General features: G+C 63.9%; 24 protein-coding genes. 5 read left to right on the top strand and 19 right to left on the bottom strand.

Annotated elements, in window-relative coordinates:
• The first annotated feature begins 18 nt into the window (after nucleotides 1–18).
• Nucleotides 19–1,041: a hypothetical protein gene (locus ACR9WD_RS12560; protein ID WP_141358465.1), complete on the top strand. Its 1,023-nt coding sequence runs from the start codon at nucleotides 19–21 to the stop codon at nucleotides 1,039–1,041.
• Here the strand turns inward: ACR9WD_RS12560 and ACR9WD_RS12565 are convergent.
• From ACR9WD_RS12565 to ACR9WD_RS12615, 11 genes are all read right to left on the bottom strand, one after another.
• Entirely contained in the window at nucleotides 1,038–2,276 is a 1,239-nt protein-coding gene (locus ACR9WD_RS12565) for an MFS transporter (protein WP_073705798.1), read from the bottom strand. The genes ACR9WD_RS12560 and ACR9WD_RS12565 overlap by 4 nt on opposite strands.
• A 154-nt stretch (nucleotides 2,277–2,430) precedes the next feature.
• Nucleotides 2,431–4,338 carry an NHL domain-containing thioredoxin family protein gene (locus ACR9WD_RS12570; RefSeq protein WP_434922149.1) on the bottom strand — a complete coding sequence of 636 codons (1,908 nt, stop codon included), beginning with the start codon at nucleotides 4,336–4,338 and terminating at the stop codon, nucleotides 2,431–2,433.
• Nucleotides 4,339–4,487: 149 nt separating this feature from the next.
• Nucleotides 4,488–5,243, bottom strand: a complete 756-nt coding sequence (locus ACR9WD_RS12575) for a hypothetical protein (protein ID WP_204722772.1) — start codon at nucleotides 5,241–5,243, stop codon at nucleotides 4,488–4,490.
• Nucleotides 5,236–7,287 carry a cytochrome c oxidase assembly protein gene (locus ACR9WD_RS12580; protein WP_285673828.1) on the bottom strand — a complete coding sequence of 684 codons (2,052 nt, stop codon included), beginning with the start codon at nucleotides 7,285–7,287 and terminating at the stop codon, nucleotides 5,236–5,238. The genes ACR9WD_RS12575 and ACR9WD_RS12580 overlap by 8 nt, the downstream gene beginning before the upstream one ends.
• Before the next feature lie 65 nt (nucleotides 7,288–7,352).
• Nucleotides 7,353–8,489 carry a Dyp-type peroxidase gene (locus tag ACR9WD_RS12585; protein ID WP_066141156.1) on the bottom strand — a complete coding sequence of 379 codons (1,137 nt, stop codon included), beginning with the start codon at nucleotides 8,487–8,489 and terminating at the stop codon, nucleotides 7,353–7,355.
• On the bottom strand, nucleotides 8,476–8,991 hold the full coding sequence (locus tag ACR9WD_RS12590; RefSeq protein WP_083586557.1) for a copper chaperone PCu(A)C: 516 nt from the start codon (nucleotides 8,989–8,991) through the stop codon (nucleotides 8,476–8,478). Before ACR9WD_RS12590 ends, ACR9WD_RS12585 begins: the two co-directional genes overlap by 14 nt.
• Nucleotides 8,992–9,067: 76 nt before the next feature.
• Nucleotides 9,068–9,658 carry a copper resistance CopC family protein gene (locus tag ACR9WD_RS12595; protein WP_170214650.1) on the bottom strand — a complete coding sequence of 197 codons (591 nt, stop codon included), beginning with the start codon at nucleotides 9,656–9,658 and terminating at the stop codon, nucleotides 9,068–9,070.
• A 43-nt stretch (nucleotides 9,659–9,701) separates the two neighbouring features.
• The gene (locus ACR9WD_RS12600) at nucleotides 9,702–10,310 is read right to left on the bottom strand and encodes a hypothetical protein (RefSeq protein WP_073705793.1); all 609 of its coding nucleotides are present in this window, start codon (nucleotides 10,308–10,310) and stop codon (nucleotides 9,702–9,704) included.
• A 157-nt stretch (nucleotides 10,311–10,467) separates the two neighbouring features.
• Nucleotides 10,468–10,752, bottom strand: a complete 285-nt coding sequence (locus ACR9WD_RS12605) for an HU family DNA-binding protein (RefSeq protein ID WP_013349906.1) — start codon at nucleotides 10,750–10,752, stop codon at nucleotides 10,468–10,470.
• A 274-nt stretch (nucleotides 10,753–11,026) separates the two neighbouring features.
• Nucleotides 11,027–11,311, bottom strand: coding sequence for an HU family DNA-binding protein (locus ACR9WD_RS12610; protein WP_013349906.1), 285 nt, complete (start codon nucleotides 11,309–11,311; stop codon nucleotides 11,027–11,029).
• Between the two features lie 174 nt (nucleotides 11,312–11,485).
• A complete protein-coding gene (locus ACR9WD_RS12615) occupies nucleotides 11,486–12,454 on the bottom strand; it encodes an SDR family NAD(P)-dependent oxidoreductase (protein ID WP_083587006.1) in 969 nt (322 codons plus the stop codon).
• Nucleotides 12,455–12,673: 219 nt separating this feature from the next.
• On the opposite strand from ACR9WD_RS12615, the gene ACR9WD_RS12620 reads away from it, so the two are divergent.
• Nucleotides 12,674–13,255, top strand: coding sequence for a DUF1992 domain-containing protein (locus ACR9WD_RS12620; RefSeq protein WP_066141167.1), 582 nt, complete (start codon nucleotides 12,674–12,676; stop codon nucleotides 13,253–13,255).
• 61 nt (nucleotides 13,256–13,316) lie between these two features.
• Here the strand turns inward: ACR9WD_RS12620 and rpsN are convergent, their stop codons facing one another.
• The 8 genes from rpsN to ACR9WD_RS12660 all read right to left on the bottom strand — a co-directional run bounded on the left by rpsN (nucleotide 13,317) and on the right by ACR9WD_RS12660 (nucleotide 19,401).
• Nucleotides 13,317–13,622, bottom strand: coding sequence for a 30S ribosomal protein S14 (gene rpsN, locus ACR9WD_RS12625; protein WP_038990287.1), 306 nt, complete (start codon nucleotides 13,620–13,622; stop codon nucleotides 13,317–13,319).
• A gap of 3 nt (nucleotides 13,623–13,625) precedes the next feature.
• Nucleotides 13,626–13,796, bottom strand: a complete 171-nt coding sequence (rpmG, locus tag ACR9WD_RS12630) for a 50S ribosomal protein L33 (RefSeq protein WP_013349910.1) — start codon at nucleotides 13,794–13,796, stop codon at nucleotides 13,626–13,628.
• A gap of 2 nt (nucleotides 13,797–13,798) precedes the next feature.
• On the bottom strand, nucleotides 13,799–14,035 hold the full coding sequence (gene rpmB / locus ACR9WD_RS12635; RefSeq protein WP_013349911.1) for a 50S ribosomal protein L28: 237 nt from the start codon (nucleotides 14,033–14,035) through the stop codon (nucleotides 13,799–13,801).
• 329 nt (nucleotides 14,036–14,364) lie between these two features.
• Nucleotides 14,365–14,865, bottom strand: a complete 501-nt coding sequence (locus tag ACR9WD_RS12640) for a MarR family winged helix-turn-helix transcriptional regulator (protein ID WP_073708012.1) — start codon at nucleotides 14,863–14,865, stop codon at nucleotides 14,365–14,367.
• 341 nt (nucleotides 14,866–15,206) lie between these two features.
• Entirely contained in the window at nucleotides 15,207–16,004 is a 798-nt protein-coding gene (locus ACR9WD_RS12645; RefSeq protein WP_038990285.1) for an ABC transporter permease, read from the bottom strand.
• Nucleotide 16,005: 1 nt separating this feature from the next.
• Complete coding sequence (locus ACR9WD_RS12650) at nucleotides 16,006–16,929, bottom strand: ABC transporter permease (RefSeq protein ID WP_073708011.1); 924 nt, start codon at nucleotides 16,927–16,929, stop codon at nucleotides 16,006–16,008.
• On the bottom strand, nucleotides 16,926–18,059 hold the full coding sequence (locus ACR9WD_RS12655; RefSeq protein ID WP_073708010.1) for an ABC transporter ATP-binding protein: 1,134 nt from the start codon (nucleotides 18,057–18,059) through the stop codon (nucleotides 16,926–16,928). The genes ACR9WD_RS12650 and ACR9WD_RS12655 overlap by 4 nt, the downstream gene beginning before the upstream one ends.
• Before the next feature lie 118 nt (nucleotides 18,060–18,177).
• Nucleotides 18,178–19,401, bottom strand: a complete 1,224-nt coding sequence (locus ACR9WD_RS12660; protein ID WP_073708009.1) for an ABC transporter substrate-binding protein — start codon at nucleotides 19,399–19,401, stop codon at nucleotides 18,178–18,180.
• A 210-nt stretch (nucleotides 19,402–19,611) separates the two neighbouring features.
• On the opposite strand from ACR9WD_RS12660, the gene ACR9WD_RS12665 reads away from it, so the two are divergent.
• The 3 genes from ACR9WD_RS12665 (at nucleotide 19,612) to ACR9WD_RS12675 (ending at nucleotide 22,671) form a co-directional block, all read left to right on the top strand.
• Entirely contained in the window at nucleotides 19,612–20,079 is a 468-nt protein-coding gene (locus ACR9WD_RS12665; protein WP_066141175.1) for an Lrp/AsnC family transcriptional regulator, read from the top strand.
• The gene (locus ACR9WD_RS12670) at nucleotides 20,076–21,455 is read left to right on the top strand and encodes an aspartate aminotransferase family protein (RefSeq protein WP_073708008.1); all 1,380 of its coding nucleotides are present in this window, start codon (nucleotides 20,076–20,078) and stop codon (nucleotides 21,453–21,455) included. The genes ACR9WD_RS12665 and ACR9WD_RS12670 overlap by 4 nt, the downstream gene beginning before the upstream one ends.
• Before the next feature lie 157 nt (nucleotides 21,456–21,612).
• Nucleotides 21,613–22,671: an ImmA/IrrE family metallo-endopeptidase gene (locus ACR9WD_RS12675; protein WP_038990281.1), complete on the top strand. Its 1,059-nt coding sequence runs from the start codon at nucleotides 21,613–21,615 to the stop codon at nucleotides 22,669–22,671.
• Nucleotides 22,672–22,682: the final 11 nt, after the last annotated feature.

Genomic DNA, 22,682 nt, shown 5'->3' on the forward strand with positions numbered 1-22,682 from the left:
CAGATAGCCTAGCTACTGATGAACACTCGTAATTCCATGCAGATCTCCGCTGCCCGCCTGGCGCTTCGCTGGGCCATGGCCGCAGCGGCAGTCATCGTCCTGGTCATTGCCGGGTCGATTGCCGCCAACCGCACGCTCTTCTCCCCGCAGCACCAGGTGAAGGCGCTGCAGCAGCATTTGGCCAAGGGCGAAGGCGCCGAGGCCTTGGGCCTGATGCAGGCCCAGGTCCCGGAGGGCGACGCGGTGGCCCTGGACGGGGACGTGCTCAAGCGCACCCAGGCCGGGATTACGGAGTTCACCACGGACAAGGCCCAGCCGGTCGACGGCGATGAGCAGCTGCGCACCGTCACCGCGCACTACAAGGCCCACGGTGTGGAGAAGGAATCCACCTACACGCTGCGCCATGCCGGCAAATCCTGGCTGCTGTTCGACAAGTGGGCCTTCGAGCCGAGCACCCTGCCCAGCGTGAAGATCAAGGCCAACACCGTCAACGAAGTCACGGTCAACGAGCAGAAGATCCCGCTGTCCGCCGGCGTGAGCACCCTGCCGGTGTTCTACCCTGCGATCCTCGACGCGAGCTTCAGCACCAAGAACTTCGCGGCCGACACCCGCGGCATGGTGGTCACGGCGCCTGCCGAGGAACCGGTGGAGATCGCGTTGAAGACGGAGCCGACCAAGGAATTCATCGCAGCCATCAACACCAAGGTGAAGAAGTACCTCAACGACTGCGCCGAACAGCAGGTGCTGATGCCGTCCGGCTGCCCGTTCGCCTACAACACCTCTGCGCGCGTGGACCCGGCAACCATCGACTGGTCCATTTCGAAGTACCCGACCATTGAAGTGAACTACTACAACGGCGCCTGGGTGCTCTCCCCGCTGAAGACCACCGCCACCTTGACGTTGACCGAGCAGGATCTGCGCACCGGTGCCAAGGCCAAGAAGACCGTCAAGGAGGACTACTCCTTCACTGCCCAGCTGACAACCAGCACCACCGAAGTGTCGGTGGTCCCGGTGGCCGGCGGCGAACAGGTGGCCGGCTAGCGCCCGAGCAGTTCGCGGAACTGGCTGCGCAGCGGCACCGCGTTGGTCTTGAACTTCTGCCAGACCAGCAGCGCCGCCAGGCTGGCGGCCAGCGACAGCCCGGACCCGATGGTCACGGCGATCTGGATCCCGAACAGTTCGGCGAACCAGCCGATCAGCGGCGAGCCAATGGGCGTTCCACCCATCACCACCATCAGGTACAGTGCCAGCACGCGCGCCCGGTACTGCGGCGGCACCGAGGTCTGCACCATGGTGTTGCAGCTGTTCAGGAAGGTCAGCGACCCCAGTCCCACCGGGATCAGCACCAGGGCAAACGCGATGTAGTTGGGCATCCATGCGCTGGCGACCCCGGCGATGCCGAAGAACACGCCGCCGCCGATCAAGTAGCGCCAACGCGGAGCCGAACGCCGTGCCGCCAGCAGCGCGCCGCCGAAGGTGCCCACGGCCATGATGGAGCCCAGGATTCCGTACTCCCCTGCGCCCACCCCGTAAACCTCGGTAGCCATCAGCGCGTTGGTCATCTGGAAGTTCAGCCCGAAGGTGCCGATCACCCCGGCCAGGAAGAAGATCAGCAGCAGGTCCTTGCGGTTCTTCACGTAGGCGATGCCTTCGCGCACCTGCCCCTTGGCCCGCTCTACCGGCTTGGAGGGGTTCAGCGCGTCCTTGCGCATGAACACCAGCGAGGAGATCACCGCAAGGAAGGAGGCGCCGTTGAGCAGGAAGGCAGGCCCGGTGCCGACCAGGGCGATGACCGCACCGGCTACGCCCGGACCGGCCAGCCGGGCCAGGTTGAAGTTGGCGCTGTTCAACGCCACCGCGTTGGCCAGGTGGGTGCCCGGAACCACTTCGGAGACGAACGCCTGGCGTGCCGGCGCGTCGAAGGAGGCGCCAATGCCCAGCATCGTGGCCAGCACGTAGACGTGCCAGAGCTGCGCGGTGCCGGTGACCACCAGCAGGCCGAGGATCAGGGCGCAGGCTCCCATGAAGCTCTGGGTGAGGATCAGCAGCCGGCGCTTGTTGAAGCGGTCGGCGATCAGACCGGCATAGGGGCCCAGCAGCAGCACCGGCAGGAATTGCAGGCCGGTGGTGATGCCGGTGGCCACCGCATCGTGGTCCGTGAGCTCGGTGAGCACCAGCCAGTCCTGGGCCACGCGCTGCATCCAGGTTCCGATATTGGAGACCAGCGCGCCGATCACCCACAACCGGTAATTTGGTATTTCCAGTGCACGGAACATTTTCGACGCCATACTTATCGCCGGATCCCTCCGGCTCCTCCCGCCCTCCAGTCTAGCTACTTGGGCAGGAAAATGCTGAGGTTTCCTCAGATTATCGCTGTGATGCCATCTTTCGCCGGGCATGGAAAAGGCGCACCCTCGGGTGCGCCTTTTTCTAGTTCACGCCGCGCAAATCCAGCAGCAGCTCGTTCTCGCCGTCCGCATCAAGCACGACCGGGATGCCCCAGTCCTGCTGGTACAGGTGGCAGGCCGCGTGATCGGGAATCTCGCCGCCCGGCTCTCCGTCGCAGGCCGCGGCGCGGGCGGTAATGTGCAGCACGCCGTCGGCCACCTCCGGGTTCAGCTCCAGGGTGCGGGTCAGGCCCACCGAGGTGCCGGCCCCGTCGAGGATCAGCTCCTCCGGGCTGGCCGAGATCTTCAGCTGGGTCGGATCGCCCCAGCGGTCATCGAGCTTCTGCCCCTTCGGCGCTGCGAAGCGCACGAAGATCTCGTGCTTTCCTGCCTGCACGCGGGTCTTCGGGCGCTGGGTCTGGCTGGCGCCTTCGTCCACCACCAGGGCCTCGGCAGGAATCGGGATGCGCACCAGCTGGTGGGTGTTGGTCTCCACGACCAGCAGCACCGGGTCGCCGTCCACCGAGCTGTCAACCAGCACGTCGGCCGGTTCCTTCAGCCCCTTGGCCAAGGTGGAGACGGTCTTGGTGGCCGGATCGAAGCGGCGCACCGCGCCGTTGTACGAGTCGGCGATCGCAATCGAGTGGTCAGGCAGCACCGCAACGCCCAGCGGGTGCTGCAGGCGCGCCGCCTCGGCGTCGCCGTCGCGGAAGCCGAAGTCGAACAGCCCGGTGCCCACCGCGGTGTGCACCGACTGGGCCTGGCCGTCTTCGACCTCGATCCAGCGCAGGGCGCTGGTTTCCGAGTCGGCGATCCACACGTTCTCCCCGTCCAGGGCCAAGCCCGAGGACTGGGCGAACCAGGCCTGGTCCGGTGCCCCGTCGGCCAGCCCTTCCAGGCCGGTGCCGGCGAAGACCGACACCGCACTGGTGCGCGGGTCGAAGGCGAAGATCTGGTGGGTGCCGGCCATTGCGATGATGATCTTGCCCGAAGGGTGGTAGAGCACATCCCATGGGGAGGACAGCGAGATGTTCAGCGCGTCGGTGCCCAGCTCGGTTAGCTGGACTTCCTGGCGGGCGTTCTCTGAGTCCAGCAGGCGCTGCACGCCGTTGCCGGCCAGGGTGCCCACCTGCCCGGTGGCCAGGTTGACCGAACGCAGGCGGTGGTTGACGGTGTCGGCAACGACTACGTCGTAGCCGAGTTCCGCGGCCAGCTCGGCCGGCAGTGCGGCCAGGCCCTGCAGCTCGTTGAACTGGGCGGTGTCCGCGTCGCCGTCAGCGTAGCCCTTCACCCCGGCGCCGATGGTGCGCACCACGGTGGACAGGTCCCCGGCCAGCTCGACGAGCCGGTGGTGGCCCGAGTCGCCCACCAGGAAGTTGCCGTTGGCCAGGGCGATGGCCTTGCCCGGGAAGCGCAGGTCGCCTTCGCGGGCCTCGGGAGCCACGTACGGCCCGTTGCCGCGGTGCAGCGTGCCCTTGGCTTCGTGCTCAGCCACCAGTTCCTCGATCAGCGAGCCCAGGCCCTGGGCGTGGCCCTCGCCGGAAAGGTGGGCGACGATGTAGCCTTCGGGATCCAGCACCACCAGGGTTGGCCAGGCACGCGCCCCATAGGCCTGCCAGGTGACCAGCTCCGGGTCATCGAGCACCGGGTGGTGGATCTCATAGCGTTCCACGGCTGCGGCCAGCGCGTCCGGATCGGCTTCGTGCTCGAACTTCGGCGAATGCACGCCGACGGTGACCAGCACGTCGGAGTACTTCGCCTCCAGCGGGCGCAGCTCGTCGAGCACGTGCAGGCAGTTGATGCAGCAGAAGGTCCAGAAGTCCAGGATCACGATCTTGCCGCGCAGGGCGTCCAGATCCAGCTGCTTGCCGCCGGTATTCAGCCAGTTCCGGCCCAGCAGCTCGCTGGCGCGCACCTTGTAATTGGCGCGGACGGATTCGGAAGTGCTCATGGTGGTCCTTTCGCTGTCGCCGCGGCTGCGGCAATTCGAACCTCAATTATCTGCCACCGCCGCCCGAACGGGCGAACGGTGTTAAGCAACATTGAGAAAAGTGTGAAGTTCTTGCTGGTGCAACCACCGGCCCGGGCCGGGTATTCCCGCTAGGGCAGCTGCGCGAGCACGGTGTCCATGATGCTGGTGGCCACCTTGTTGAAGGTGGCATCCTGCAGCGAGGTCGCGGACATGAAGGAAACCATCACCGCGTACTGATCGGTGCTCTTGATCAGCACCAGCGAATCCTGCGCATACTGCCCGTCGCGGCTGTAGTACAGCGCCGAATCGGCTTCCGGCACGCCGGGATCCGAGAACTTCAGGGTCTCGCGGTAATCCAGGCCGTTGAGCTTCACGGTTTTGCATTCGTCCAGGATGGTCGCCACGTTCTTGTTGTGCGCCGCCAACTTCGCCGCCTGGTCGCCGAGCTTGGCGACCTCCACCGAACCGGTGATCGACTGGTTCTCGTTGGTGAAGTCGGTGCGCGCCGCCTCGGTGCCCAGCTGCACCGGCGACCAGTTCAAATCCTCGATCGGGGCCGAGCACTGGGCCGGCAGCACCACGATGTCCTTGAGCGTGTCGGTGGGCGGCGTGGCCAGGGATTCGAGGTCCTTGCCCTGGATCTTCGCGCTGGCCGGGAAGCCGAGCTCGGCGGCCATCACTGCCCCGGCGGTGGTGGCCACCTGAGCGGTGGTCATTTCCGCAGGCTCTTCAGCTTTCTCGGAGGCGCTGGGCGTCGCGGTGCCCTGCACGGCGATCTTGTGGGTCTCGTCCTGCGGCATCTCCTGCTCCGCGGAGCAGGCGGTGGCAGCGAGCAGCGCGCAGGCCAGCAGCGAGGAGGCGAGGATCTTCTTGGTGCTAGGCACGGGGGTCCCTTCGGTCGGCCTGCTTGTAGCGGGCGAACATTTCGTTGTAGGCAGCCAGCTCGGCATCGTTGTCGCGCTCGGCCTGGCGGTCGTAGCGCTTGGTGTCCTTCTTGTCTTGGCGCAGCCAGGAGATGACCACGAAAATCGCCAGCACCAGCGTCGGCACCTCGCCGATCGCCCACATCGCCCCGGCACCCACCACCTGGTCCTCCAGCGCGGTGCCGCCCCAGGTGCGGCCCATGTTCCCGAAGTAGTCGGGGGCCAGCAGGGTTTCGGTGCTCATCAGCGCGACGCCGAAGAAGGCGTGGAAGGCGACGGTGGCCAGCAGCACCACCAAGCGCATCGGGTACGGGTAGCGCTTGGGAACCGGGTCGGCGTCCACCAGCGACAGGGCAAACAGGTAGCCGGTGAGCAGGAAGTGCAGGTTCATCAGCTCGTGGCCGGCGTGGTAGCGCATGGCCGGTTCGAGCAGCGGGGTGAAGTAGAAGACCACGATCGAGCCGGCGAAGTTCACGGCCGCGAAGATCGGGTGGGTGATCACCCTCGAGTAGCGCGAGTGGACCAGGTAGAGGATCCATTCGCGCGGGCCGCGCGTGCCATCGGCGCGCGAAGGCAGCACCTGCAGCAGCAGCGTGACCGGGGTGCCCAGGACCAGGAAGATCGGCACGATCATGGTCAGCGACATGTGGTCGACCATATGCGTGGAGAACTGGATCTTGCCGTACACCGCCACCGCGCCGCTGGTCACGTAGAACAGCGCGAACAGGCCGACGATCCAGCTGGCAAGGCGCAGCACGCTGGGCTTGTCCCCGCGGCGGGCGAGCTTGATGAACGCCCACAGGTACACGGCCAGGCCGAACAGGCACACAGCCACCCATATCCAGTCCATCCGCCAGGTGGTGAACCAGGCGGCCGTGTCCGGAGCCGGTGGCAGGTCATAGCCGGTGAGCAGTCGCGCCGGGGTCGCTTCGGCCGGCGGGGCGTCGGAAGTCGGCGGAGCGGTGCGCGCCAGCACGGTGGCCACCGACATCACTGCGGCCATCAGGACGACTTCCGCGGCCACGACCTGCCAGGCCGCGCGCAGCGCAGTGAATTTGCCTTCCAGCAGCTTCGGAATCACCATTCGCCGGTGCCACAGGCCCAGCATGCCCAGTGCCAGGGTGATCAGCAGCTTCACGACCACCAGGGTTCCATACGGGGTCAGCCACTGGTCCCAGTCGGTGATGCGGATGACCGCGGAAGCCAGACCGGAGCCGATCATCAGGAATACCGCGAAGGTGGCCAGCGCAGAATAGCGCTTGAGCACTACCCCGGCCAGCACCTGCCCGCGGGCCCGGCCCGGTGCTTCGCCTCCCAGCGTCGGGGCGAGCAGGGCCAGCACCATGATGCCGCCGAACCAGAGGACCACGGCGAGCAGGTGCAGACCGATGGAGTTCACCGCGGCGAAGTGGTCGTCTCCCCCGGCCGCGTGGCCGATGAACGCCAGCGGCAGGATGCCGAACAGCGAGAAGAGGGCGCTGAGCCCCACCGTGGTCTTGGAGCGCACTGCCAGCGCCAGCGAGCTGGTGATCGCGGCGATCACCACCATCCAGGCCCAGGCCCGTCCGGTGGTGATCGACAGGATGTAGTCCAGGATCGCTGCCGAGTACTGCGGGTCCAGGCTCATCGGGATGCCTGCCAGGTCCCAGAAGGTCAGCAGCATGACGGTGGCCGCGGACAGGGTCCACACCACCGCCGCCCCGGCGGCGATATTCATCGTGCGGGTGAATGCCGGATGGGCGTCCCCTTCAGTATCGCGGGTCACCTTGGCGGCCCGCGGGATGATCGCCGCGGCGAACACCAGTGCTGCGATGCTCAGCGCCATCGAAGCGTGGTGGATGGCCCGGGCGATGGGCAGCGACCAGCGCACGAACGCCCCGGGATCGGCCAATTCCGCCGGCCGGGCGATCCCGGTGAACAACACCGCCGCCAGGAAGGCCACCGCCGCAGCGAGGATTCCGGGCAGGATGAAGCGGGCAACTGAAACCGTACGCTGTGTATCCATAACCTTCTCATCATCTCATTCTTCGCCCGGCCGGTCACCGTGCGGCCGGGCGGGTTGGGCGCATCTCACATTTGAAGCTGCTCCCCCAGATAGCCGCCTTCAGCCACCCCGGGCAGGATCGCATACAGCCCTGATCCCACCGGCTTCAGCCAGGTGTTCAGCGCATCCGCGGCCGCCAGCCGGTGCTGCACCGGGATGAAGCTGGTTGCCGGGTCGCGCTGGTAGCTGGCGAACAGCAGGCCCGAAGCCTGCCCGGCGAAATTGTAGCCCCGCCGGTGCATGACTTCATCGGCGCTGCCCGGCCTGGCCAGCGCCACGTGGGCGTTGGCCGCGATCGCCGGCAGCCCGAGCCCATTGACCGCTGCGAGGTCCACCGGGTCATCGACGCTGCCGCCGGACAGCGGCGAGCCGTCGGCCTGCCGCCGGCCCAGCGCATGGTCGCGTCCTGCGGTGTCCACCTCGTCCCAGCCATCCAGGTCCATTTCGAACCTGCGCAGCGCCAGCGTGGTTCCGTTCTCGATCCAGCCCGGCTGGCCGAACACAGCTTCCGCGCGCACCTCCCCCTCGGGGTTGTTGACGCCGTCCAGCTGGCCGAACAGGTTGCGGAACCCGTGCACGCCAGGGCTTGCGAACCCGGTTTGGGCGAAGCGCCGGGAGGCCAGGCCGCGCAGGTTCTTGGATACCGCCCGCACTGCATGCTGCAGCACCGTGGGATCCTGCGCGCAGAACTGGATCAGCAGATCGCACTGCCCGTACTGCTGTTCGAGCTGGTCGCCGGCGAAATGCGGCAACGTGCCGATCTGCCCGTGCCCGGCTACATCGAGCAGGCTCTGGCCCAGCCCCACGGTGAGCGTCAGCTCGCATCCGGGCTGCGCCATTTCCGGTTCGGTGTCGGCCAGCACTCCGCGGCCGCTGGCCAGCCTGGCCGCATCTTCGGTGATCATCTGCAGCATCGCGCGCAGCTGGTCCTTCTTCGACCCTTCGCGCCAGTGCAGATCCCATCCGGCGAACACCGCGTGGGCCTGCTGGCGATCGAGGATCCCCGACTGGTACTTGCCGTAGAACGGGCGGTAGCCAGGCTCAGCGGCGCTGGCCGCTGGCACGCTGAGCTTGCCGGTGCCGAACCCGGTGAGCATCCCGCCCAGCGCGGCGGCCGCGGTGGTGCCCAGCAGCGCCCGGCGATCGACACTAATGCCCGGCATGCTCGTCGTAGCTTTCCTTGGCTCCGTCGAAGTTGCGGATCGGGAAATCGACCTCGGTGCTCGACCCGTCGGCGAACTCCAGCGTCAGCCTCGCCGTTTGGGCGGCCACCAGCGGCTGTTGCAGGTCCATGAACATCAAGTGGTTTCCGCCCGGTGCCAGCACCGCGTCCTTCCCGGGTTCGATCACCAGGTCCCCTTCGAGCTGCGCCATCGTCATCCCGGTGCCGGTGCCGCGCATTTCGTGGATCTGGATCTCGTCGCCCTGCGCGTTGCTGACCTGGTGCAGTGCAATCGGGGTGCCCGACGAGTTGTGCAGGATGCCGAAGGCCGCGCTCATGCCTGATTCGGCGGCCTTTGCCCAGGTCTCGCTCGTAGTCAGCGCTTCAGCCTGCCGGACGGTTTGCTGCTCGCTGCCCGGTGCGGGTGAGCCGGCGCCCTGCGCGCAGCCGGCCAGCAGCAGTGTGAGGCCCAAGGCCAGTGCAGAAGTCTTTTGGAATTTCATGTTCTCAAGCTTTCAAAATCGGTGTGCAGGCGCGCCAAAGGCTGCGGTGGCCTCTGGCGCACCGGAAGAGTGGGGGTTACTTGGACTGGCGCATGAACTTGGCTAGCACGCCCAGCGCACCGCCGAGGATGACCACGCCGATGATCACCCAGATGACCGGGCTCACCGAGCTGCCCAGTTCCTGGACCGGGTTCTGGCCTCGTTCCTCGTCAGCGGAGCCGGCAGTCTCGCTTGGAGCGGCTGGCTCGCTGGAGCTGACCAGGGTCGGTTCGGCCTGCGGCGCGTCGACGCTGAAGCCGATCTTGTTCTCGATCGGGTGCCCGTCAGAGGACACCACGCGGTAGGCCAGCTGGTACTCTCCGTTGGCCAGTTCCTGGGCCGGGGTGATGGTGACCTTGGTGCCCTTGGTCTGCGCTTCGGCGTCGATCTTTTCCCCATCAAGGGTCAGCGAGACCACCGTGGAGTCCACGCCGGATAAGCTCTGGAGCACACCGGAGAATTCCAGGGTGATGTCTTCCGGGGCCTGCTTGACGGTTGCCCCGTCCTTCGGGGTGGAGCCGATCAGCTGGTCGTGGGCGTTCGCGGCACTAATCGAGCCGGCAAAGGCCAGCAGGGAGAACGCCAATACGGCGATCACGCGCGAGATCTTCTTGGTTGCTACGGTCATGGTTTTCCTTCCAAGCCCCTGTCGGGGCGCTTCGATTCTTTTCTCAGGCGGCAAGAATGAAGCAGGGAGGACCGCGGCGCTCCGGCAGCCTTCCCAGTTGCGCCAGCTTGAGTTGGAAGCGCAAGGGGAAGTAGGCGCGGAGCGGCCGGGCAGCAGGAGCCTGCACGCGAATGCGCGCGAGGATCCGCCGGGCCGTTGACAGTGTGAGGCAGCTGCCCAAGACCTTGAGCAGGCGTTCACCGCCGTTGAGCACCACAACGCTGGCGATCGCGGCCAGCACGTGGGCGTAGAGCATCGATTCGGTATGCACGTTGGCGTACTGCGCGGTGATGTTCTGCGCCAGCTCCAGATTTCGTCCCGCATGATGGATGTGCTCCATGCCGGAAACATCGCCGCTCGGGTGGCTCATCACCGACAGGCTCAAGTGGTAGAGCCCTTGGCTGAGCAGCACGACCAGGCTGGTTGCCCACAGGGAGAATTTACGGCCAACCAGCACAACACTGATCGCCGCGGAAACGCAGGTAATCAGCACCATGGCCACGACCGACAGCGCAGTCGGCGCGCTGTGGGCGTGGGCGGCAAAAGCTGTCCAGGTGCACACGCTTGCCGCTAACCAGCCGCGCAGTACGCGGGTAGCGGGTTTCTGTGACACAGTGGGCAGCCATTCTTAGTGGAAATCTTCAATCATGGCTGATTCTACGCGAAGTAGAAGTATGCCTCAAATGGTGCCAGATAACGCAAAAGGCCCGTCCCTGCCTCCTGGATTTCTCCGGAGCGGGTCGGGCCTTGCGCAAAGCTCGACAGGAAGCTTACTTCTTGGCTACAGCAGCCTTCAGCTTCGAACCAGCGGTCAGCTTGACCGAGTGGCCAGCAGGAATCTGGATTGCTTCACCGGTCTGCGGGTTGCGGCCGGTACGAGCTGCACGATCGGTGCGCTCTACAGCCAACCAACCTGGGATCGACACCTTCTCACCCTTGGAAATCTGGTCGACGAAAACCTCGAAGACTGCATCCAGAACACCGTTGACGGCAACCTGGGAGTTTTCGGTCTTCGCTGCAACAGCAGCAACAAGTTCGCTACGGTTCATAGCCAATGTATGGTCCTCCTGGACTAGTGATCCAAGACCCTCTTCCGGGCCCGGACGCCGCGCGGTCGCACGGACTTATCAGTGAGAACATATCAAACGTTTTGCCCCGAAACACTGGAAAACGGGCGGAAAACCGGGATTTTTTCAACTAATTGCAGTTTTCTTGGCTCAACGGCACCATTTTCGAGCTGAATGAAAGCTATTGCAACGCTGCTTAACGCGGCAAGGCCTGCCAAACCGAGGACGGTTGGCGGGCCTTGCGCAAAGCTCGACAGGAAGCTTACTTCTTGGCTACAGCAGCCTTCAGCTTCGAACCAGCGGTCAGCTTGACCGAGTGGCCAGCAGGAATCTGGATTGCTTCACCGGTCTGCGGGTTGCGGCCGGTACGAGCTGCACGATCGGTGCGCTCTACAGCCAACCAACCTGGGATCGACACCTTCTCACCCTTGGAAATCTGGTCGACGAAAACCTCGAAGACTGCATCCAGAACACCGTTGACGGCAACCTGGGAGTTTTCGGTCTTCGCTGCAACAGCAGCAACAAGTTCGCTACGGTTCATAGCCAATGTATGGTCCTCCTGGACTAGTGATCCAAGACCCTCTTCCGGGCCCGGGCGCCGCGCGGTCGCACGGACTTATCAAGAGTTGAACTTACCAGCTGGCGACGACAAAAAGTGCATCATCATGCGGATTCTGCTGAATTTTTAGCCAAATCAAAGGTGTGAAAGTTCACCCGGGACCTACAGCGCGAACGGATCGAGGCCCTCATTTGCCTTCACGAACAGCTCCCAGGCTTTGCCTTGCAGCTCTTTGCCGCGGGTCGCTTTCGCCGGGCTGGCCAGTACCGTTGGGCCCTTCGTCAGGAATTTCGGCCCCAGGTAGCAGCCTCGTGGCGCGGCATCCAATTCAGGTGCCAAGGCCGCTTCGACCAAGGCCACCGCTCCTTCGTGTTTGCCCTGCGCGAAACCAGCCTGCAATTGGCCGATCAGCCGCTTGGCGTAGTCCGGCTCATTGATGCTGGGCACCTGCGGGGACAGCCCGGAGAGCGCATATCCCGGATGGATCGCCAGCGCACGAGCCGGCAGTTCCAGCTGGCGCAGCCGGTGGTCCAGGGCCAGGGTGAACGCCTGCACTGCCGCCTTGGACTGCACATAGGCGCGGTAGGGATGGTAATCGCGGGCCAAGGCCAGATTCTGCGGATCGGTGGCCAGCATACGTGTGGACATCGACCCCAGGCCGATGAACCGCATCGGCTGGCTGAAGCGGTCGGCGAGTTCGCCGGCCAATCGTGCGTGTCCGATGAAGTTGGTGCTCATAGTGAGCTCATAACCGAGCAGGCCCCCTTGGCGTTCCCGCGGCGCCCGGATGATCCCGGCGTTGGCGATCAGCGCGTCCAATGGCCGATTGCGCAGCTCTGCCGCCAGCCCCATGGCAGATTCAATGCGTGAGGAGTCGTACTGCATGAATTCGACACGGGCCTCCGGCACGCGCCGCCGGATCTGCCCCATCGCATGTTCTGCGCGGCTCTGGTTGCGGCAGGCAAGAATGACCTGAGCACCGGCCTGCGCCAAGCCGAGGCTGGCGAAGAAGCCGAGGCCGCTATTCGCGCCGGTCACTACGACGGTCTTGCCGTGACCCAGTGTCGCCCACCGCTTCCGGTTCGCGTAGATGTCGGCTGCGGGTTGCGGGTAGGGGGTCACTGGCTTCATGGTTACACGCTACTACAGGGCGGGCCCTCGAATGCCGGTGGGACATGGCAATTGAGCCAAACCCCCAGACACCTCGCAGCAGCACGTGGTGCCCATGATCTTCGGCGATCCACGCGGACCCGCGGGGATTGATTTTATTCGCCGAGCTCCTGCGTGGATTGCTCTGGAAAGCCTGCACGCGCATTGCCGGGTTCCAGCCCGCGGTGGGATCATTGGAAGATGGAGCATAACGAGGATGCCGCGCTGAATGCGGCCCGGTACAAGATGAAGCAGGACAGCGAGCCGCTGCCCGTGGATGAGTATGCGCAGGCCACCGGGATGGCTCCCGTTGAGAAGCAGAAGACTCCCCTGCAGCTGCATGCCGAGGACGAAGCCTGGGAGGTGGCCAACTCGGTGCTCGATGAGGCCTTCGCCCGCGGCGACTTCGACAATCTGGCTCTCGCCGGACAGAAGATCGACCACATCACCAGCAACGATGATCCCGACTGGTGGCTGAAGTCGATGATGCGCCGCGAGCAGCTCACCGGTCTAGGACCACCTGCGCTGACCTTGCGGGTTGAAGATGAGCAGATGGAGCAAACTCTGGACCGCTTGCCCACCGAGCGTGCCGTGCGGGAGCATATCGAGGATTTCAACGCCCGCATCATTGAGGCACGGCGCCAGCTGCTGGGCGGACCCCCGGTGATCACCGCGTTGCGCGATTCCACTGCCGAGGTGCTTGGCTGGCAACAGCGCCGCGCGGAGAAACCGTCGCCAGTGGAAGAGAGTGCACCGCCAAAACGCCGGTGGTGGAGGCGTTAAATGGCGAAGCCGCCCTCCCGAAACGGGAAGGCGGCTTGCTAAGTCAAAAGACTTGCAGGTCTTACCAGGAAGACTTGGTGATGCCCGGAAGCTCACCACGGTGTGCCATGTCGCGGAAGCGAACACGGGAGATGCCGAACTTCTGGAAGGTACCGCGTGGGCGACCGTCGATAGCGTCGCGGTTTCGGACGCGCACTGGGGACGCGTTGCGTGGAAGCTTCTGCAGGCCTACGCGTGCAGCTTCACGAGCTTCGTCGGTTGCGTTTGGATCAACCAGGGTCTTCTTCAGTTCGAGGCGCTTTGCAGCATAACGCTCGACAATGACCTTGCGCTGTTCGTTCTTTGCGATCTTGGACTTCTTGGCCATGTCTTAGCGCTCCTCTCGGAATTCTACGTGCTTGCGGACTACCGGGTCGTACTTCTTCATGACCATGCGGTCAGGGTTGTTACGACGGTTCTTACGGGTTACGTAAGTGAAACCGGTTCCAGCGGTGGACTTCAGCTTGATGATCGGACGTACGTCCTTATCCTTCTTTGCCATGTTTAGAGCTTCACACCCTTCGCAATCAGGTCAGCAATAACAGCGTCGATACCGCGAGCATCGATTACCTTGATGCCCTTGACCGACAGGGTCAGGGTCACCTTACGGCGCAGCGAAGGCACGTAGTAGGTCTTCTTCTGGATGTTCGGATCGAAACGACGCTTGTTGCGACGGTGCGAGTGGGAGATGCTATGTCCGAAGGCCGGAGTAGTACCGGTTACCTGGCAAACAGCTGCCATGATCACTCCTCAGTTAGTTAGTAGTAAAATTCGGCGGTACTCGCGCACAGTGCCCATACCTAAAATATCGACACGGCTTGATGCGTTATGAGTCCCGCCAACCAGTGAAACACCGTTAATACTGCACACTAGGAAGGTAACCAGGCTGGGTGAGAACCAACCGAAGAGCCTTAAAGTATGTAAGTCGGTGAACTTCGCAACCGGTCGAGCAATTTCCCCGTACTCAGTTGGCCACGATATTCGGTATTACGGGCAACGCGCAGTTGTTCTGCCGTTAGACGGCATAGCAACACACGCGATTAACGCCTGATTAGCTTATCGAGAATTTCTCAGTGTTCCAAATCGGAAGTCTCCGCGTTCAGGATCCAATTATCTGCATCAAGCGACGTCGTGATCTTGCGCGTGATCCGCGTAAGATCCTTAACATCCTTGTCATCGAGGGTATCGAAGAGCAGCCCGCGCACCGAAGCAACATGATGAGGTGCCATTTGCTGCACAGCTTCCCACCCTTCCTGCGTTAATGAGGCGATTTTCACACGGGCATCTTCTGGGGACTGCTCGCGGATCACCCAGCCGCGCTTCTCCAGCTTCTTCACCACATGCGACAGCCGCGACAGCGAGGCGCTGGTATGCGAGGCCAGTGTCGTCATCGTCAGCTGGTGGTCCTTGGCCTCGGAGAGCATAGCGAGCATGTGATAGTCGAAGAGCGTGATACCTTCCAGTCCCTGCAGATCGGAATCCAGGGCAGCCGGCAGCAAAGTCATGACTGCATGTAGTCCAAGCCAGGCGTCGCGTTCAGGCTGAGAGAGCCAAACTGGCTTATCGCTCATGAAGTTTCCAATCGTTTCGAGAACTGCAATTATCGGGTTGGGAATGTATCAAACAGTAGGGTACGTACTGTAAAGCTAAGTATTTACTATATGTCAGATGCCCATAATTCAGCTCTGTACCAACATTTCCATCCGCTAGCCATCCTAATGGGCTCTCGTCTCGGGCGCTTCCCGCTGGCACGCTTCCTGCGTTGAAGCGGAAGAACTGCCACCGGCCTAAGCGCTTGGCCCGGTCCGTACCAGGATCCTTAATGCCCTCATGAATTTGGCGGACCGGCACGCAGGGCATGCCAAAGGCCCGCGCTTCTGGAGCGCGGGCCATTGGCACGACCTCGGGGCAGCTAGGAATTTTCCAGCTGCTTCTTCTTGCGGTAGCTGATTACCTGCCCGATGACCACCACGAGCAGGGCGAGGATGAACATCGCCGAGCCAATGACATTCGCCTGGGCCGGAATGCCTCGGGTCGCTGCCACATAGATGAATTTCGGGAAGGTCTGGAAGGTGCCGGAGTTGAAGTTCGTGATGATGAAATCGTCGAAGCTCATCGCGAAGGACAACAGCGCGGCGGCCACGATGCCCGGCAGCAGCAGCGGGAAGGTGACCTTCCAGAAAGCCGTGCGCGGCGAGGCATAGAGATCGGCGGCCGCTTCCTCCAGTCGCGGGTCCAGCGAGGAAACCCGCGCCCTGACCGTGACGATCACGAAGGACATGCAGAACACGATGTGGGCGATCACGATGGTGGTGTAGCCCAGTTCCCAACCGAGGTTCAGGAACTGCGCCAGCAGCGACGCGCCGAGCACCACTTCCGGCGTCGCCAGCGGCAGGATGATCAGCACGTCGGTGAGCTTGCGGAAACGGAACTTATAGCGGACCAGGCCGATGGCGATCAGCGTGCCCAGGGCGGTGGCGACGATGGTGGCCACCGTGCCGACCTGCAGCGAGTGAACCAGCGACTCGCACACTGCCGGAGCGCCGCAGGGGTTCTGCCAATTCGACAGGGTGAAGCCGCGCCATTCCAGGTTGGTGCGGCCTGCATCGTTGAAGGAGAACACGAAGATGTAGGCGATCGGGACCAGGAGGTAGATGAAGGCCAGCCCGCCGACGGCGGGAATGAACCAGCGTCCGATTTTCTGCTTCATGCTACATCAGCTCCTCGGTGCCGAAGCGGCGGATATAGATCGTGACCAGGATCAGGATCGAGACCATCAGCACGAAGCTCAGGGCCGAGGCGCCCGGGTAATCAATGACCTTGAAGAACCTGGAGTCGATGACCTGGCCGATCATCGTCGTATTGCGGTTATTGCCCAGCAGGGCCGCGTTGACGTAGTCGCCGGCGGCCGGGATGAACGTCAGCAGGGTGCCGGCGAAGACGCCAGGGGCGCTCATTGGCAGGGTCACCTTGAAGAACGAGGTCATCGGGCTGGCATACAGGTCCCCCGAGGCTTCGAGCAGCCGGGTGTCCAGCCTGCCCAGGTTCGCGTAGATCGGCAGCACCATGAAGGGCAGGAAGTTATAGGTCAGGCCGGCAACCACCGCGATCGGCGTGGCGGTCAGGTGTCCGTCGGCCGGCAGGATCGCGAGGAACTTCAGTGTCTGCGCGATGAACCCCTCGTCGGCCAGGATCTGCTTCCAGGCCTGGGTGCGCAGGATGAAGCTGGAGAAGAACGGGGCGATCAGCAGCACCAGCAAGATGCCCTGCAGCAGCGATTTCTCGCGCAGGCGGACCGCCACCAGGTAGGCCATCGGGAAGCCGATGAGCAGGGCCAGCACGGTGGCGATCACCGCGAAGCCGAAGGAGCGCAGCAGCTCGGGCCAGTAGGCGGCGAGTACCGTGGCGTAGTTGCCGATTTCGAAGCCCGGCACGAACTCGCCGATTTCCGCGCCTTCGGGCTTCACATACAGGCTCATCGCCAGCAGCACGAGAACCGGAAGCGCGAAGAACAGGGCGAGCACCAGCATGCCAGGCGCGATCAGGTAGACGCCGGTGCGCCCCTTGCGCCGTTCCGCCCGGATCTCCTCGCGGCTGCGCAGGTCGGCGATCCCCTTCCTAGTCATCAGCGTCATGTCTGGTCCACCCCCGCGTCTTCATGCTCGGCGCCGGCCAAGCCGAAGGAGTGCTGCGCCTCCCAGGACAGGTGCACGGTGTCGCCCTCGGCGGCCGGCTGCTGGCCGCGGTTCTGCGCGAAGGTCCCGATGGTGCCGATCCCGTCCACCTCGACCAGGTATTCGGTGGTGGTGCCGGTGAAGGACACGTCGATCACGGTGCCTGTCAGGCGGTTCTCCCCCGCAAACCCCTCGCGCGAGATCGAGATCTTCTCCGGGCGCACGCCGACGACCACTTCGCCCGAAGTCTGCACCGCTCGGTCAGCCGGCAGCAGGATTCTCTGCCCATTGACCAGGACGCTGAGAATCCCTGCTTCCTGGCCCGTGACCGTGCCGCGCATCAGGTTGGACTTGCCCAGGAAGTTCGCGACGAACGCGGTCTTGGGCAGTTCGTACAATTCGCGCGGCGGACCCATCTGCTCGATCCGCCCGCCATTCATCACCGCGACCACGTCGGCCATGGTCATGGCCTCTTCCTGGTCGTGGGTGACGTGGATGAAGGTCAGGCCCACCTCGGTCTGGATGTTCTTCAGCTCCAGCTGCATCTGCCGGCGCAGCTTCATGTCCAGCGCTCCCAGCGGCTCATCGAGCAGCAGCACCTGCGGGCGGTTGACCAGCGCGCGGGCCAGGGCCACACGCTGCTGCTGGCCGCCGGAGAGCTGGATCGGCTTGCGGTTTGCAAGATGCCCCAGCTCCACCAGCTCCAGACCGGCCTTCGCCTTGTCCATAGCCTGCTTGTCCTTCTTGCGCTTGAGCCCGAAGGCCACGTTCTCCAGCACGCTCATGTGCGGGAACAGCGCATAGGACTGGAACACGGTATTCACCGGACGCTGGTGGCTGGCCAACCCGGTCACGTCCTGCCCGCCGATCGAAATGCTGCCCTCGCTGGGAGCTTCCAGGCCGGCGATCATGCGCAGGGTGGTCGACTTGCCGCAGCCCGACGGACCGAGCAGGGCGAAGAAGGTGCCCGATGGAACCACCAGCTCGAGCTCCTTGACCGCCACGAAGCTGGAAAAGCGCTTGGTGATGCCCGACAGGTGCAGGTCCGCACCGGTGGCAGTGGTTTCAGTACGCGGTGCCAAGATTGTCATGCCCCTATCACTTCCTGGAACTGGTTCTGGTCAACGGTTGGCGCCGAACGGCGAGGCGCCTGGACTGCGCCTCTGCGCGTGCAGATCTCGGCTCGTTGTCTCATGGAATTCCCCGCTTCTAGGCGCCGATGGCACTCTGGAATTCAGAGTTCAACGTGGTCTCTTCATCCGCCTCCAGCGAGCGGAAGACGTGCGCCTTGGCCAGATCGGCGTCGGTCGGGAAGATCAGCGGGTTGCTGACCAGTTCCGGGTCGATCTTCTCCATTTCTTCCTTGGCGCCGACCACCGGGCAGATGTAGTTCACGTAGGCTGCGACCTCCGCGGCCACGGCCGGGTCATAGTAGAAGTCCATGAGCTTCTCGGCGTTGGCCTTGCGCGGCGAAGCGACCGGAACCATCAGGTTGTCGCTCCACAGGGTGCCGCCTGCTTCGGGGAGCACGAACTCCCACTGGTCGTCGTTCTCGAAGTTCATCTGCACGATGTCCCCGGACCAGACAATGCCGGCGATCGCATCGCCGGAAACGAAGTCCTCCTTGTAGGAGTTGCCCTTGACCTGGCGGATCTGGCCGTTGTCGATGTTCTCGCGCAGCACGTCGGTCGCGGCGCCGAATTCGCTTTCACCCCACTGGCCGGCGATGTCCACGCCGTTCTGCATCATCAGCAGGCCGATGGTGTCGCGCATTTCGTCGAGCACGGTGACACGGCCCTTGAGCTTCGGATCCCAGAGGTCCTCGACGGACTTCAGGCCCTTCGGGAACGCCTTTTTGTTCCAGGCGATGCCGGCATATCCGGACTGCCAGGTCAGCGAGTGCTTGCGCCCCGGGTCGAAGTCGACTTCCTTCAGACTCGGCAGCAGGTTGGCGGAGTTGGGGATGTTCGCCAGGTCCAGTTCCTGGACGTAGCCCTGGCGGATGATGCGCCCGGCCATCCAGTCGGTCAGCGTGACGATGTCCTGGCCGATGTCCTGCCCGGCCTTGAGCTGGCCCTGCACCTTGCCGTAGTAGGTGTCGTTGCCGTCGATGTCCTCGCGGTAGTTCACCGCGATGCCGGTCTTCTTGGTGAAGGCATCGAGGGTCGGATAGGTCTTCTTCTCATCGTCGTAATCCAGGTACAGGGTCCAGTTGGCCCAGTTGACCGTCGGATCGGTTTCGGAAATGTCCTTGATCGACGGGGCTGCTTGCGTGCTGCTGCCACCGGTGCCGCAGGCCGCGAGCAGCCCGGTCAGGCCCAGGGCGCCGGCGGCGGAAAGCACCGAGCGGCGGGAGTAGCTGCGCTGGCTCATGGCCTGGACGAGTGCGCGGATCTGCGGGTCTTGCGGAAGTCGGCGTTGCGAGTGCGACATGGCTGGAGTCCTAACGACGAATGTGATCGGCCACACATGAGAGTGTTGACGTTCATCCTGCCAGCAATGCGCAGGTGCAACAAGACCTGAACGCAAGTTTCCTTGTAAAAATTGCGTTACGAAAACTGAAATCTTTTGAAAATACCTCTTTCGCAACTGATTCAGTGAAGGTAGGGTCTGTGGAAAGTCCCTTAGACCTAGGAGGTCGATATGACGCTGCCCTCGCATACCGCGCAGGCCATTGATGAAATTTCCAAGGAGATCATCGAGCAGCTGCAGGAGGATGGCCGGCGCTCCTATGCCGCCATCGGCAAGGCAGTCGGCCTGAGCGAAGCGGCTGTACGCCAGCGCGTGCAGAAGCTGGTCGAGAGCCGCGTCGTGCAAATCGTCGCAGTCACCAATCCGCTGGAATTGGGCTTCACCCGCCAGGCCATGATCGGCATCGTCGCCGCCAATGACATCAGCGGCACCGCCGACCGGATCGCCGAATTGCCGGAGGTCGACTACTGCGTGGTCACTGCCGGCAGCTCGGACATCCTCGCCGAGGTCATCTGCTCGAACGATGAAGACCTGCTGCGCGTGATCGGAACGATCCGCGGGCTCGAAGGCGTGGTCAGCACCAATACGTACACCTACCTTTCACTCAAAAAACAGGAATACAACTGGGGAACACGATGAACACACCACGTGGTACCGATCGCCAGCAGGCCGCTCGCGATCACCTATGGATGCATATGGCCCGGCACTCCGGAATTTCCAACGGTGCGCAGGTGCCGATCATCTCGCGCGGCGAGGGGCACAAGATCTACGACGATGCCGGTCGCGAATACTTCGACGGCCTGGCAGGGCTGTTCGTGGTCAACGCCGGGCACGGCCGCGCCGAACTGGCCGAGGCCATGGCCAAGCAGGCCGAGAAGCTGGCCTTCATGCCATTGTGGTCCTACGCCCATGAGCCGGCGATCGACCTGGCCGAACGCCTGGCCAGCTATGCGCCGGGCGACCTGAACCGCGTCTTCTTCACCACCGGCGGCGGCGAAGCTGTCGAATCCGCCTTCAAGCTGGCCAAGCAGCATTTCAAGATGAAGGGCAAGCCGGGCAAGACCAAGGTCATTTCCCGCGCCCTGGCCTACCACGGCACCCCGCAAGGCGCGTTGGCCATCACCTCGCTGCCGGATATGAAGACCCCGTTCGAACCGCTGGTGCCCGGCACCTTCCGCGTGCCGAACACGAACTTCTACCGCGCCCCGGAGATGTTCGCCGACAACGAGAAGGACTTCGGGCTGTGGGCCGCAGAGCGTATCCGCGAAGCCATCGAGTTCGAAGGCCCCGACACCGTGGCAGCGGTGTTCCTGGAACCGGTGCAGAACTCCGGTGGCTGCTTCCCGCCGCCTCCTGGATACTTCGACCGGGTGCGCGAAATCTGCGACGAGCACGACGTGCTGCTGGTCTCCGATGAGACCATCTGCGCCTTCGGCCGCATCGGCTCCATGTTCGCCTGCAATGACTTCGGCTACGTCCCGGACATCATCACCTCGGCCAAGGCGCTGACCAGCGGCTATGCCCCGCTGGGCGTAATGGTCGTTTCCGACAAGCTGTTCGAGCCGTTCACCAAGGGCGACACCACGTTCTACCACGGCTACACCTTCGGCGGGCATCCGGTGGCCGCAGCGGTGGCGATGGCGAATCTGGACATCTTCGAACGCGAGGGCCTGAACGAGAACGTCAAGAACAATGCCGACGCGTTCAAGTCCACGCTCTCCAAGCTCACCGACCTGGATATCGTCGGCGATGTGCGCGGTGCCGGGTACTTCTACGGAATCGAGCTGGTCAAGGACAAGGCGACCAAGGAAACCTTCAACGACGCCGAGTCCGAACGCCTGCTGCGCGGGTACCTGACTCCGGCACTATGGGAGGCCGGACTGTACTGCCGCGCCGACGACCGCGGCGACCCGGTCATCCAACTGGCTCCGCCGATCACCATCGGGCAGCCGGAGTTCGACCAGATCGAATCCATCCTGCGCACCGTGCTGCAGGAAGCGGCCAGCAGGATCTAGGTGCGACAAGGCCCGCAGATATCGCCTGCGGGCCTTTTGCACTAGTCAGAGCGTGTTACTTCACGAAGCTACGCCCAATTGGTACTTTGTGGCATAGGCCACTAGTCTGAGGTCATTAGACGATTAAGATCGCCTTTTGGAAGATTGCAGGAACCTCATGACTTTGGAACCGACCAGAATCAGGCTGGCACGCGAACGTGCGGCGCTGAGCCGGTCCGCCTTGGCCGCCTCGCTGGGCATTTGCGAGCGCGAACTAGCTCGTGCTCCCGAGGATCTTTCCCTTGCGCTGGCCGATGCGCTGGACTGCGCGCCGCAGTACTTCCGGCTTCCCGCCACCCGGGGCATCGACACCGAACGGATCTTCTTCCGCTCCCCTCGCCGCACCAGCACCGCGCAGAAGGTGGCAGCCGCCGCCCTGGGCCGCAACGGCGTGGAGCTCTACCACCTGATCACGCGGAACTTCCGGCTCCCGCAAACCGAGATCCCCGAGCTGTGCGGCTTCACCCCGGAAGATGCGGCAGCGCAGCTGCGCACCGAATGGGATCTGGGCTGCGGCGCGCTGCCCGATCTGCTGCACCTGCTCGAATCCCACGGGGTGCGGGTGCTGAGCCTGCCTGCCTCGCTGGACGCGGTCAAGACCTTCAGCTTCTGGGAAGACGGACAGGCCTTCATCTTCCTGGCCGCCGGCAGCCGCAATGCGCAACGCCTGGACATGGCCCACGAGCTGGGGCATCTGCTGATGCACTCCTCGCTGGGCGAGAACCGCGAGCAGATGGCCACCGCCGAGCGCGAGGCCGATGAATTCGCCGCACGCCTGCTGCTGCCTTCCTTGTCCCTGCAGGTCAGGGTTTCGGACTCGCTGCAGATCCCGCAGCTGCTGGTTCTCGAAGAGCACTTCGGGGCACCTGCCACGGCGATCCTGGCCCACGCCCGGGCCTGCGGCCTGCTGGGCGACGGCACCTACCGCTGGCTGTCCCAGGAGCTGGCTCTGGAACCGGCCGCAGGGCACCAGCAACTCGTCTCCCGGGTGTTCTCGCTGGTCTTCCCCTCGCTGCAGCTCGATCATCGGGCCAGCACCGCACGGATCGCCCGCGAATTGGGGCAGACCGCAGCGCAGATCCATGAGCTCACCTTCGGGCAGGCCTACGTGGTGCTCGACGGCGGGAACCTGCATCAAGCCGGCGAGGGAATCCGCGGCCACCTGCGCGCGCTCTAGCAACCCCGCGG

Origin of the sequence: Glutamicibacter sp. PAEs-4 (assembly GCF_051161755.1) — a bacterium.
In the GTDB taxonomy this organism is placed as follows: Bacteria; Actinomycetota; Actinomycetes; order Actinomycetales; family Micrococcaceae; genus Glutamicibacter; species Glutamicibacter nicotianae.